Source organism: Pseudohongiella nitratireducens (genome assembly GCF_001642735.1).
Lineage (GTDB): Bacteria > Pseudomonadota > Gammaproteobacteria > Pseudomonadales > Pseudohongiellaceae > Pseudohongiella > Pseudohongiella nitratireducens.
Map to the genome: position 1 here is coordinate 80375 of NZ_LWHM01000031.1, position 12448 is coordinate 92822.

At 54.0% G+C, this 12448-nt stretch carries 10 protein-coding genes; 3 read left to right on the top strand and 7 right to left on the bottom strand.

Annotation, left to right across the window (positions count from 1 at the left end):
• Positions 1-9: 9 nt before the first annotated feature.
• Both guaA and guaB read right to left on the bottom strand, forming a co-directional pair.
• Positions 10-1587, bottom strand: coding sequence for a glutamine-hydrolyzing GMP synthase (gene guaA / locus PSCS_RS10845; protein WP_068812122.1), 1578 nt, complete (start codon positions 1585-1587; stop codon positions 10-12).
• 157 nt (positions 1588-1744) lie between these two features.
• On the bottom strand, positions 1745-3214 hold the full coding sequence (guaB, locus tag PSCS_RS10850) for an IMP dehydrogenase (RefSeq protein ID WP_068812273.1): 1470 nt from the start codon (positions 3212-3214) through the stop codon (positions 1745-1747).
• A 65-nt stretch (positions 3215-3279) separates the two neighbouring features.
• On the opposite strand from guaB, the gene xseA reads away from it, so the two are divergent.
• Together xseA and PSCS_RS10860 are read left to right on the top strand one after the other, a co-directional pair.
• Positions 3280-4653 (top strand): exodeoxyribonuclease VII large subunit, encoded by a 1374-nt coding sequence (gene xseA / locus PSCS_RS10855; RefSeq protein WP_068812123.1) that lies wholly within the window; start codon positions 3280-3282, stop codon positions 4651-4653.
• Positions 4646-5341 (top strand): DsbA family protein, encoded by a 696-nt coding sequence (locus tag PSCS_RS10860; RefSeq protein WP_068812124.1) that lies wholly within the window; start codon positions 4646-4648, stop codon positions 5339-5341. The genes xseA and PSCS_RS10860 overlap by 8 nt, the downstream gene beginning before the upstream one ends.
• Positions 5342-5872: 531 nt before the next feature.
• Here the strand turns inward: PSCS_RS10860 and rodA are convergent.
• Positions 5873-7018, bottom strand: a complete 1146-nt coding sequence (rodA, locus tag PSCS_RS10865) for a rod shape-determining protein RodA (protein ID WP_068812125.1) — start codon at positions 7016-7018, stop codon at positions 5873-5875.
• 159 nt (positions 7019-7177) lie between these two features.
• Here rodA and PSCS_RS10870 point away from each other — a divergent pair, with 159 nt between their 5' ends.
• Entirely contained in the window at positions 7178-7612 is a 435-nt protein-coding gene (locus PSCS_RS10870; protein ID WP_157885696.1) for a DoxX family protein, read from the top strand.
• Positions 7613-7626: 14 nt separating this feature from the next.
• Here PSCS_RS10870 and der read toward each other — a convergent pair whose 3' ends face one another.
• From der to hisS, 4 genes are all read right to left on the bottom strand, one after another.
• On the bottom strand, positions 7627-9045 hold the full coding sequence (gene der / locus PSCS_RS10875) for a ribosome biogenesis GTPase Der (protein ID WP_068812126.1): 1419 nt from the start codon (positions 9043-9045) through the stop codon (positions 7627-7629).
• A gap of 36 nt (positions 9046-9081) precedes the next feature.
• Entirely contained in the window at positions 9082-10230 is a 1149-nt protein-coding gene (bamB, locus tag PSCS_RS10880; RefSeq protein ID WP_068812127.1) for an outer membrane protein assembly factor BamB, read from the bottom strand.
• Positions 10231-10311: 81 nt separating this feature from the next.
• Positions 10312-10980: a YfgM family protein gene (locus tag PSCS_RS10885; RefSeq protein ID WP_068812128.1), complete on the bottom strand. Its 669-nt coding sequence runs from the start codon at positions 10978-10980 to the stop codon at positions 10312-10314.
• Positions 10981-11139: 159 nt separating this feature from the next.
• Positions 11140-12426, bottom strand: coding sequence for a histidine--tRNA ligase (gene hisS, locus PSCS_RS10890; RefSeq protein WP_068812129.1), 1287 nt, complete (start codon positions 12424-12426; stop codon positions 11140-11142).
• Positions 12427-12448 lie beyond the last annotated feature (22 nt).

Sequence of the window (12448 nt, forward strand, 5' to 3'; positions counted from 1 at the left end):
GACCTTATTTCACTCCCACTCAATCGTAGCAGGTGGCTTGGACGACACGTCATACGTCACCCGCGACACATCCGTAATTTCATTAATAATGCGATTACTGACAGTCTCAAGCAGTTCGTAGGGCAGATGCGCCCAGCGGGCGGTCATGAAATCAATCGTTTCAACCGCACGAATGCCGATCACCCAGGAGTAGCGACGACCATCGCCTACTACGCCCACAGATTTCACAGGCAGGAAGACAGCAAAGGCCTGGCTGGTTTTGTGGTACCAGTCAGCTTTGTGCAGCTCTTCGATAAAGATGGCATCGGCACGACGCAAGATGTCGCAGTATTCTTTCTTCACTTCACCCAGTACGCGCACACCCAGGCCTGGGCCAGGGAATGGATGACGATAGACCATGTCATAAGGCAGGCCGAGTTCCAGACCGATCTGGCGGACTTCATCTTTGAACAGTTCACGCAGTGGTTCAACCAGTTTCAGCGCCATGTCTTCCGGTAAGCCGCCGACATTATGGTGAGACTTGATGACGTGTGCTTTACCGGTACGTGAACCGGCCGATTCGATAACGTCAGGATAAATGGTGCCTTGCGCCAGCCATTTCACATTTGCGATCTTGGACGCTTCATCATCAAAAACGTCGATAAAGGTGTTACCAATAATTTTGCGTTTCTTTTCCGGATCATCCTCACCGGCAAGCCGGTCCAGGAATTTATCTTCGGCATTGACGCGAATAACTTTCACACCCATGTTCTCTGCAAAGGTAGCCATTACCTGATCACCTTCGTTCAGGCGTAGCAAGCCATTATCAACAAACACACAGGTCAGTTGATCACCAATGGCCTGGTGCAGCAGTGCAGCAACAACCGAAGAATCGACACCACCGGACAGACCTAAAAGAACATGATCGTCACCGACCTGTTCACGAACCGTCTTGATGGCATCTTCAATAATATTGGCAGACGTCCACAGGGCTTCACAGCCACAGATATTACGCACAAACCGTTCCAGTATGCGTTTACCTTGTGTGGTGTGAGTGACTTCCGGGTGGAACTGTACACCGTAAAACCGCTTCTCTTCATTGGCCATGCCGGCAATCGGTGCACTGCCCGTTTCTGCAGTGACCACGAAATCCGGCGGCAGTTTCACCACCTTGTCACCGTGACTCATCCAGACATCCAGTTGCGCCAGACCATCCGTGAGAATACGATCTTCAATACCGTCAAACAAAGCGCCCGGTTTGGGCAGGTTCACTTCGGCATAGCCAAATTCTGACTTGTCGGAAGCTTCCACTTTACCGCCAAGTTGCTCAGCCATGGTCTGCATGCCGTAACAGACACCCAGCAATGGCAGACCCAGTTCAAATAACCAGGCTTCCGCTCGTGGTGAATGTTCCAGGGTTGCCGTTTCCGGTCCGCCTGAAAAAATAATGCCTTCCGGGGAAAAATTGCGGACTTCGTCTTCCGAGCACTGATAGTCCCAGATCTCACAGTAAACCCCAAGCTCACGCACACGACGCGCAATCAGTTGTGTGTACTGGGAACCAAAATCAAGAATGAGGATTTTCTGGCTGTGGATATTCTGAGTCATCAATGAAAGTCTCGAGTTTAGACAGGTTGATCGGGAAGGTAACAATTATGGCGGCTAACATCAGGCAACTAGCATCAGGCAACCGGATTGCCGCGGGTTATCCTGGGAAGCCGGGCTGGCCCGAAGGCCAGCCATACACTTTCACCTGCGTGGCAATTTAACCCACGCGGTAGTTAGGCGCTTCTTTGGTTATGCTCACGTCATGGACATGGCTTTCCTGCATGCCGGATGCCGTGATTTTCACAAATTCCGGCTTGGTGCGCATGATGTCGATGGTTTCACTACCGGTATAGCCCATGCTGGAACGCAGACCGCCCATTAACTGGTGGACAATCGCGGACATGGAACCTTTGTAAGGCACGCGGCCTTCAATGCCTTCCGGCACCAGTTTTTCAACACCGGCATCGGCATCCTGGAAGTAACGATCGCTGGAACCCTGGCTTTGCGACATCGCACCGAGTGAACCCATACCACGGTAAGCTTTATAGCTACGGCCCTGGAACAGTTCCACTTCACCTGGCGCTTCTTCCGTACCAGCCAGCAGACTGCCGATCATGACAACATGAGCGCCCGCCGCGACGACTTTGGAAATATCGCCACTGAAGCGAATACCACCATCGGAGATGACACAGACTTCAGTATCTTTGAGCGCATCCACGACATTGGACACGGCAGAAATCTGGGGGACACCCACACCAGTCACAATACGTGTGGTGCAGATAGAGCCAGGACCAATACCGACTTTTACGGCATCAGCACCGGCCTCAGCCAGATCACGTGCCGCCTGGGCAGTGGCAATATTGCCGCCAATCACAGCCAGTTCCGGATACAGACCTTTGACGCGTTTGACCATGTTGATCACGCCAGCTGAGTGGCCATGTGCAGTATCCACCACGATCACATCCACACCGGCTTCCACCAGTGCGTGAACACGATCTTCGGTATCTGCGCTGGTGCCCACCGCTGCGGCAACACGCAGTCGACCTTGCTGGTCTTTTGAGGCATTCGGGTAATCTTCTGACTTACGAATATCCTTCAGGGTAATCAGACCACGCAGTTCAAAGGCGTCGTTGACCACCAGGATCTTCTCAATACGATGTTGATGCAGCAGATTCTTGATCTGATCGTGGCTGGCATCTTCTGATACCGTTACCAGACGATCTTTCGGGGTCATGATGCTATCAACACGGGCCTCAAAATTACTCTCGAAGCGGACATCACGACTGGTCACAATACCGACCAGTTGCGCACCATTGACGACCGGCATACCGGAAATGTCATTTTCCCGCATCAGGGCAATCAGGTCATTAATGCTGGCGTCAGGTGCAATCGTAATCGGATCCTTGACCACACCGCTTTCATACTTCTTCACCAGACGAACTTCACGCGCCTGCTTTTCGATGGTCATGTTCTTGTGGATCACCCCGATGCCACCTTCCTGCGCCATGGCAATAGCCAGGCGAGCCTCTGTCACAGTATCCATGGCAGCAGACATCAGCGGAATATTCAGCGTAATATCTCGAGTCAATCGTGTTTTCAGACTGACTGACTTGGGGAGAACGGACGAGTGGGCGGGGAGAAGCAGAACATCATCAAATGTCAGCGCTTCTTCAGCTATGCGTAACATAAGTTTTTCACCTATCTCCAAAAACGCGATTATACAGATCACAGACGCTCAGGTAAACTGCGCGAATGAAATCCAGCTATCAACCGGTCGGCCCGACCGACGAAAATATCATCAGTGTTTCCACGCTCAACCGCCTGGCCCGCGGTTTGTTGGAAGAATGTTTCCCTTCGGTCATCGTCGAAGGCGAAATTTCCAACCTTGCCATGCCTGCCTCTGGTCACTGGTACCTGACCCTGAAAGATGAGCATGCACAAATCCGCTGTGCCATGTTTCGTAACCGTAATCGCAGCGTGCGACTGAAACCCGGTAATGGCATGCAGGTCATTGTCCGTGGCCGCCTGAGTCTGTACGAAGGCCGGGGCGATTATCAACTGATTCTGGACAGTCTGGAAGATGCCGGGGCCGGTGCTTTACAGCGAGCCTTTGATGCGCTGAAAAAGAAACTGGCCGAAGAAGGACTGTTTGACGCCGAACGCAAACGCCCCGTGGATGACAGCTGCCGGCATGTCGCGGTCATTACCTCGCCCACCGGCGCGGTCATCCGCGATATTATCAGCGTTTTTCGCCGCCGCTATCCCGGCATGAATGTCACGGTACTGCCAGTGGCTGTTCAGGGCGAAGCTGCTGTCCCAGCCATTATTCAGGCCATTCATGCTGCCAACCTGCACGCGGAAAAGCTGGGTTTTGATGCCATCCTGCTGGCAAGGGGCGGCGGTTCGCTGGAAGATTTGCAGGCCTTTAATGATGAAGGGGTTGCGCGGGCCATCGTTGCCAGCGCATTACCGGTCGTCAGCGCCGTGGGTCACGAAACCGATGTCAGTATTGCCGACTTCGTGGCCGACCTCAGGGCGCCCACCCCTTCTGCCGCAGCGGAACTGCTTAGCCCGGATCAGGCTGAATGGATGGCGGGCCTGGCGTTCCAGGCAGAGCGCATTGGCAAATTGCTGCAGCAGACATTGCAACGCAAGCAGCAACAACTGGCCTGGACCCGCAAACGACTGGTGCATCCGGGTCGCCGACTTCAGGATCAGGCACAACAACTGGACCGGCTCGAGCAACAGCTACAGCGGGCGCTGCGGGTGCGTCTGCAGAGCCACAGCCAAAGAGTCAGCTCTCTGCGACAACGCCTGCAGCACCCCGGGCACAAGATTCGGCAACAGTCTGCACACTTGAAGCAAGTGCAGGCACGATTACAACGCGCCATGAAACAACAATTACAGACACACCAACAGTCACTGGGCGCGCTGGCCCGCCAGCTCGACAGCATCAGCCCGCTACAGACCATACAGCGCGGCTATAGCGTCACCAAGAACACCTCGAGCGCTGTCATTACTTCGGTTTCGCAAGTGCAGACCGGTGAAGAAATTAACACGGTAGTGACCGACGGCGTGATTCGCAGTATAGTCAGCAGCGCATCACGTGGAGGACAGTATGAATAAACGAGAACAACAACGTCAGATTCGGGAACAGAAACAACAGGCGGCACAGCGCAAAGAAGCCATGAAAAAAAACATGACGCGTGCAGCGCTGGTGATATTTCTACCCCTGCTGGCCATCGCCATTTTATGGGGCATGATGAGCCAGGGTGAAACCTATCCGCCAGACCAGGTCGCCGAGAGCGATCATGTACTGGGCAACCCGGACGCTGATGTGACTTTGATGGTCTATGCAGATTTCCAGTGCCCGGCCTGCGCCACAGAACACCGCATCATGAGCCAGGCCTGGCCCCGTATCGCCAATCAGGCCAAGCTGGTTTACCGGCATTACCCGCTGACCAGCACACACCGCTTTGCCTGGACAGCAGCACTGTACGCCGAAGCTGCCGGTCAGCAAGGCAAGTTCTGGGAAATGTACGATCAGCTATTCCTCAACCAGAGTTACTGGTCAACATTAAATGATGTCCGCAGCGAGTTTGACGGATACCTGGAACAGATAGGCGTGGATGTGGAACAGGCACACGCCGACATGGAATCGGATGCTGTCATTCAGAAAGTCCGCAACGACCAGCGCGGCGGCACCCAGGCTGGCGTCAGAGGCACACCCGCCCTGTTCGTCAACGGCCGGCCGACGCAGGTGCCACAGAATCCGGTGGACATGATCTCACTGGTAAACAACGCCGCACCGTAATATCTGCATGCAAACAAATGCCTGGACAAGCTACGTCCAGGCTACGACCGGAGATAGGCAGATAAACTGTTCAGGCACGCCCGTAAATACATCCCTGTAGGGCTCGGCGGCGGACGTCCTGTCCGCCGACGATCTGGCTCTTCTAACCTTATTTACCGAAGGTACCTCAGTTTAGTGCCACTCCAACGGCAGCAAAACTCGGCAGTAGATCCAATTATCAAGGAAAGCGCCTTGTCAGTATAAGTCGAACCATCTGCGAACAGGGATGTCCGCTGGGAGCTATAACCTAATGGGATGACGGGAACACAAAAGCATTTTCCTCCCATGGATGTATACGGCACAAGGTCAGGGCATCACTCCACGTACCACAGCCAATCAGACCACGCTTTGCCTAGCGCCCCTTACCCGAAAGAGCAGCCGGACTGTTTGAGCCGTCAGGTGAGTTTCCGGCTGCCGGGTGAGGGGCGTTAGGCAGTGGTCGGCTGTGGTACGTGGAGTGATGCCCTGACCGCTCCCTCGACATGCAACCACTCAAGGCTGCAACAAACGCCGATGCGTATGAATCGACATCAAAATCCCAAAACTGGCCAGCAGCGTCACCGCCGATGTACCGCCATAACTGATGAGCGGCAAAGGCACACCCACCACCGGCAAGAGCCCGGTCACCATCCCCATATTCACGAAGACATAGAAGGCAAAGGTCAATGAAATGCTGACCCCTAACAAGCGGCTGAAAGTATCGCTGGCCTGCCAGCTGATAAACAGCCCACGGCCGACGATGAAGAGGTAGATCATCAAAATCAGTACTATCCCAACCAGCCCGAACTCTTCACCAATCACCGCCAGGATAAAGTCAGTTGTTGATTCGGGCAGAAAATCCAGTCGCGATTGCGTGCCATTCAACCATCCTTTGCCGAACACGCCACCAGAGCCGATGGCTATCTTGGACTGGATGATATTCCAGCCTGCACCGAGCGGGTCTGCCTCCGGGTTGAACAGTGTGTCTACGCGGCGGCGCTGGTAATCTGCCAGCACAAAGATATACATCAGCGGTGCTGCAATAACGGCACTCAGCCCGGCAAATGACACAATGCGCCAGGATATGCCGGCAAAAAACAGCACAATGATGCCTGCCATTCCGACCAGAATCGCTGTACCCAGATCCGGCTGATCAGCAATAAGCACGCAAGGAATGGCAATAATGAGCAGAGCTGCCCCGACTTCCAGCATACTGGGCGGCAGGCTTCGTTTGCTGAACCACCAGGCCACCGTAATCGGTAGCGACAGTTTCATCACCTCTGAAGGCTGGAAACGTCCCAGGCCGGGAATACTCAACCAGCGTTGGGCACCGTTGGAGACTGTGCCGAACAGCAGCACCAGAATGAGCAGCACCACGCCCGCACTGAACACCGGGACTGCCCAGTATCGGTAGGTGCGAGGCGGGAACTGGGCAAACAGCGCGAGGACGCCGAAACCAAACCCCAGGCGAATACATTGGCGCACCACGGAATCCACATCCTGGCCACTGGCACTGTAGAGCACAATCAGACTGATGACGGAAACCAGCAATGCGGCAGCGAGCAGTGGCAAATCCAGATGCAGACGCCAGGCAAGGGTTCGTTCCCGGTGATTGAGATCCACACGGGAGCCGTGCATGCGTCGTAGCCGTTCTGCCATAGGAGGAATACAATTCAAACAGTAAACGTAAAAGGGTAGCTTGAAAGCCTGATTAAGTCTATTCTCTTTACTGACTGTGGACACCGGTTGAGCCCGAATGTCCGACAATCCCTTGCAGGAAATATAACTGACTAAAACAATATGATGGAGGACAGGGGCATGTCAGTTTTTCAATCTACCAACCGCTTGATCAACACCCTTGGCGATAATCTGCAGACGCTGGCATGGACCATCATGCGTGTGCTCTCCAGTGCCATGTTCATGACTCACGGCTGGGCCAAACTGTTCGGCGAACGCGCCCAGCCCATGTTTGGCGGCATGGATTTTTTTGGCATTGATGTCGGTATCAACATGCTCTGGGTTGCCGGGGTGATTGAACTCTTTGTCGCCGGACTGGTCGCCATCGGCCTATGTACCCGTTATGCCGCCCTGTTATGTGCCATTCTGATGGCCATGGCCTATGCCACCGCTCACCCTGCCTGGTTTCCGACGTTGAACAATGGCGAACTGGCCGCCATGTATTTTGTCGTTTACCTGGTACTGTTCTGCTTTGGCGCAGGAAAAATCAGCGTAGACGCCCTGATACGCCGTTAAAGCCACCCGCCCGCCTAGCGACGCTTGGGTTTTTTCTCCCGGCTGGCGGGTACTTTGCGGTTGTTCCTGATGCGGCGTTTTTGCGCAATCAGCTGTGCTGACATACCCTCTTCGTGCTTCACATAAGGGTTACTGTCCTGACGCAACTCGATCCGAATCGGCGTACCCTGCAAGTCCAGTACATCCCGGAAGGTCTTTTCCAGATAGCGCTTGTAGTGAGCAGGTAACTTGTCAGTCTGGTTACCGTGAATCACGATCAACGGCGGGTTATGACCGCCTGTGTGTGCGTACTTAAGTTTGATACGACGACCATTGATCATCGATGGCGAGTGATCCAGCACTGCATCCTGAAGAATACGCGTTAACTGGTTGGTACTCAGTTTCCGACGCGCTGAATCGTAGGCCTTGTTAATCGATTTATAAAGATCGCCCACCCCGGTGCCATGCAGGGCAGATATAAAGTGGATGGCAGCAAAATCCACAAAAGAAAATCGGCGCCGGATATCACTCTTGACCCGATCTTTCTGCTCCAGATCCATGCCATCCCATTTGTTCAGCGCAATTACCAGCGCCCGCCCCGTTTCCAGCACATAACCCAACAAGTGCAGATCCTGGTCGACAATGCCGTCACGTGCATCAATCACCATGACCACAACGTTAGCATCCTGGATAGCGGTTAAAGATTTGACCACCGAGAACTTTTCAACCGTCTCCTTGGTCTTGCCGCGACGCCGGATACCCGCGGTATCAATCAACGTATAGCGCTCGCCGTGGCGTTCGTAGGGGATATAGACGCTGTCGCGTGTCGTCCCAGGCATGTCATAAACAACAACCCGGTCTTCGCCCAGCATGCGGTTAACCAGCGTGGATTTACCCACATTAGGTCGTCCGGCAATCGCAATGCGAATGCCCTGCTCCTCACGATCTTCTTCCGCTTCCGGCTCGGGAAAATCTGCCAGTACGTAATCGATCATGCTCGACACGCCCCGACCCTGCGAGGCGGCAATGCTGAACATGGTGTCCATACCCAGCGAATAGAAATCGCTATTGGCCACGTTCTCATCAATGCCGTCAATTTTATTAACGACCAGGCAGGCTTTTTTATTGTTGCGACGCAGGTGATCGACGATCTGAATATCAGCCGGGTTGAGTCCGGCGCGACCATCGACCAGGAGCAGAACGATGTCCGCCTCTTCCATTGCCTGCAACGACTGCGATGCCATGGCAAAATCAATGCCCTGCTCGCCGCCTTCCAGGCCACCTGTATCAATCACAATAAACGGTTTGCTGGCACCCAGCCCTTCACCGTATTTCCGGTCACGTGTCAGACCGGGAAAGTCAGCCACAAGCGCATCACGGCTACGAGTCAGCCGGTTGAACAGCGTCGATTTACCGACATTAGGTCTTCCGACCAGTGCGATTACAGGTTTCATAGTTTTTCCAGAGCGGGTGTCGAGACACCCTTAAGATCAGGGCAGTCGGTAGGCGACTAAACGGCCGCTGTTGCCATAGACATACAGCATTCTGCCATCAGCGACAATGTTGCTACGCAAGCCATCGCTATCAACGCGTGTGCGCCCGACGATACGGCCATCAATTTGCGACAGTAAGTGCAGGTAGCCTTCAAAATCACCCACTGCCAGGTAGTTGTTAAACGCAACCGGAGAGGTAACACGGCGAAGTCGAAGATCATCGTTCTCCCAGACTTCACTGTCAGTGTTGTTCTGGACAGCGAATAGGTGGCTTTCCGAGTTGGCCCAGTAGACATTACCCAGACCCAGCGTCAGGCTACGGTAGGTAGAGCCCGGCATACCCCAGACAATACGGCCACTCTGCAGATCCAGCCCCATCAGGTTACCCTGGAAGCTGCCAACATAAACGGTACCGCCAATCAGAACCGGATCGCCATCGATATCAATGATTCGTTCAATATCATAGCGCCCCTGCGGAACAGCGACTCGCTCTTCCCACATGATAAATCCGTCAGTGGCATCCAGAGCCGCCACCATGCCATTGGCAAAGCCTGATACCACGGTGTTGCCAGTAATAATCGGTTTGCTGCTGCCGCGCAAAGACAGAGCCGGCACGGAACTTTCATAGGCCCAGACCTGCTCACCATTTTCAGCATCCAGCGCCAGCAAACGGCCATCGACAGTTTGCGCGACTACGCGACGACCATCGGTTTGCGGTGCCGCCAATATTTCACTGCTGACACTGCTGCGCCATAGCTCATCGCCATTATCCGCATCCAGCGCCACCACCTGTGCGTCCAGGGTGCCATAGACAACCATACCGCCACCCACACCAATGGCGCCGGAAATGACATCATCGGTATCACGCTGCCACTGTCTGTCACCGGTTTCTTTATTCAGGGAATAGACTTCACCGTTGTTAGCTGCAGCATAGATATATTGCCCATCTATGCTGGGACCCAGGTGCAGATAGCTATCACCCTGGCCGTTGCCAATATTAGCCGTCCACAGTTCTTCCAGCTCAACTGACGCATCAATATCCACCAGTTCCCGGGGTTGCTCGACTTCATCATCGGAGAATATGCCACAGGCGCTGATTAGCACGCCAAGTGACACGATCATCAATCCCTTTATGTACTGATTCATCAATCTGGTATCCACTTTTCCTACTGCCCGGTTTCTCACTAACAACTTTTCAGCCTGGTTGCGACTATCGCAAGCAAGTGATTACATAGCGCCTTGAAGCTCTGTGATTTTCATTTCCAGTATCGGCGTCGGCGTGCCAGCAGCTGCAGCTGCCTCATAGGCAGGCAATGCCAGATCACGCTCACCACGCTCCAGGTGAATATCACCTTTTAATTCATCGAACTCGGCCTGCATGGCCTGACCATCAACGCTGTTAACCAGCGCCAGGGCCTCATCGGTTTCGCCTTGCGACAACATAATACGTCCCAGACGCAATTGCGCCAGGCGAATCAGTGATTCATCTGTACTGGCAAAAAAACCGCTCTGGGTATTATCCAGCAGCCATTCAAGTTCCTGTCTGGCACTTTGCAGATTACCGTTCAGCACATCAAGCTGTGCGGCAAACAAGGCGGCATAAAGGGCATAAATTGTTTCGCTGTGCTCATTTTTCAACGTATTGATCATGCCCCTGGCCTGGTCGGCGCTGGCCGGATCAACAGGTTGTCCGGGTGCCACAACGATAAGCTGTGACATACGGTCATAGATGGCAGATGCCTCAGCTGCTTGCTGTGTCTGACTGTTTTGCCAGAACTGCCAGCCGAAATACCCTGCCGCCACAACAGCAATACCCAGTGCCAACTGCTTTCCGCTCTCATCCCACCAGCGCTTAAGCGACTCTAACGTTTCTTCTTCTGATGCACTTAATGCCACAAATCGCTCCTGTAACTACTTACTCTAGCTTCATCCCCTCAGGGATGTGGTTAATATCATTTGCCCCAGTCTTATTCAGGCTGGCAGGCATCCTGTCCTACTGCACCAATGCTGTCAAGCTGTGCTGACCCGCAGTGAAAGTGCCTTACTATTTCCTTGCTATTGCTCCAGCAACGTCTTCAGCCGTGCACTGAGGTCGCGGCGCGTCACAGTTTCCACCTCTGCCTCATCAGCCAGTGGTCGCAAACGCAGTGTTTCAGGTTGCCCAGCTTCCTCTGCCGGATCCACGATTAATGCGAATGAAGCACCACTGGCAAAGGCTTTCTTTAGCTGGCTGTTAAATTTGCCACCACCACAATGTGCCAGCAATCGTAACCCCGGCATGTCTGCTCGTAATGCCTCAGCCAGGGTCAATACACTGGCCTGCATGGATTTATCCGATGCCAACAAGTAAACATCAACCGGTTTCAGTGCTGCCGCCGGAATCGTACCAATACTCTCCACCAGCAATATCAACCGCTCCAGGCCAAAAGCCATGCCCACCGCCGGCGCTGGCTTGCCACCAAGCTGTGCGACCAGACCGTCGTAACGGCCACCGGCGCAGACGGTGCCCTGGGCACCCAGGTCTTCGGTAATCCACTCAAAGACCATGTTGTTGTAGTAATCGAGACCACGCACCAGACGCGGGTTCTCTACATAAGACAGACCGGCCGCATCGAGCATGACCTTCAATGCCTGGTAATGCGCCTGGCTCTCTTCATTCAGGTAGTCACTCAATACCGGCGCTCCGGCCAGCACCGCCTGGGTTTGAGGCGACTTACTGTCAAGAATACGAAGCGGGTTGGAACCCAGCCGACGTTGACTGTCTTCATCCAGCTGATCAACGTGCTGCTCAAGAAAAGAGACCAGCGCGGCGCCAAACCGTTTTCGATCCTCGGAGGAACCGATATTATTGATTTCCAGACGCACATTGCTGCTCAACCCCAGCTCACGCCACAGTGCGGCCGAGACCAGAATCATTTCTGCATCAATATCAGGGCCGGCCATGCCGAAGCTTTCCACGCCCATCTGGTGAAACTGGCGATAGCGTCCTTTCTGCGGACGCTCATAGCGGAACATCGGGCCGCGATACCACAGCCGTTGCTGCTGGTTATACAGCAAACCATGCTGATCGGCCGCACGGACACAGCCCGCGGTGCCTTCAGGGCGCAGACTCAGGTCCTCACCGTTACGGTCAGCAAAGCTGTACATCTCCTTCTCAACGATATCGGTGACTTCACCGATAGAACGTTTAAAGAGTTGTGTCTGCTCCAATATGGGAAAACGGATTTCACGATACCCGTATGACTGGACAACCCGCTCAGCAACTTTCTCGACATATTGCCAAATCGGGGTCTGTTCCGGCAGCAAGTCGTTCATGCCCCGGATCGCTTGAATTTTGCTCATCTGTTACATCAGCCGACCCGAT

Coding starts and splice junctions, on each gene's coding strand:
- guaA (WP_068812122.1), bottom strand. CDS start 1,587: ATGACTCAGAATATCCACAGCCAGAAAATCCTCATTCTTGATTTTGGT.
- guaB (WP_068812273.1), bottom strand. CDS start 3,214: ATGTTACGCATAGCTGAAGAAGCGCTGACATTTGATGATGTTCTGCTT.
- xseA (WP_068812123.1), top strand. CDS start 3,280: ATGAAATCCAGCTATCAACCGGTCGGCCCGACCGACGAAAATATCATC.
- PSCS_RS10860 (WP_068812124.1), top strand. CDS start 4,646: ATGAATAAACGAGAACAACAACGTCAGATTCGGGAACAGAAACAACAG.
- rodA (WP_068812125.1), bottom strand. CDS start 7,018: ATGGCAGAACGGCTACGACGCATGCACGGCTCCCGTGTGGATCTCAAT.
- PSCS_RS10870 (WP_157885696.1), top strand. CDS start 7,178: ATGTCAGTTTTTCAATCTACCAACCGCTTGATCAACACCCTTGGCGAT.
- der (WP_068812126.1), bottom strand. CDS start 9,045: ATGAAACCTGTAATCGCACTGGTCGGAAGACCTAATGTCGGTAAATCG.
- bamB (WP_068812127.1), bottom strand. CDS start 10,230: ATGAATCAGTACATAAAGGGATTGATGATCGTGTCACTTGGCGTGCTA.
- hisS (WP_068812129.1), bottom strand. CDS start 12,426: ATGAGCAAAATTCAAGCGATCCGGGGCATGAACGACTTGCTGCCGGAA.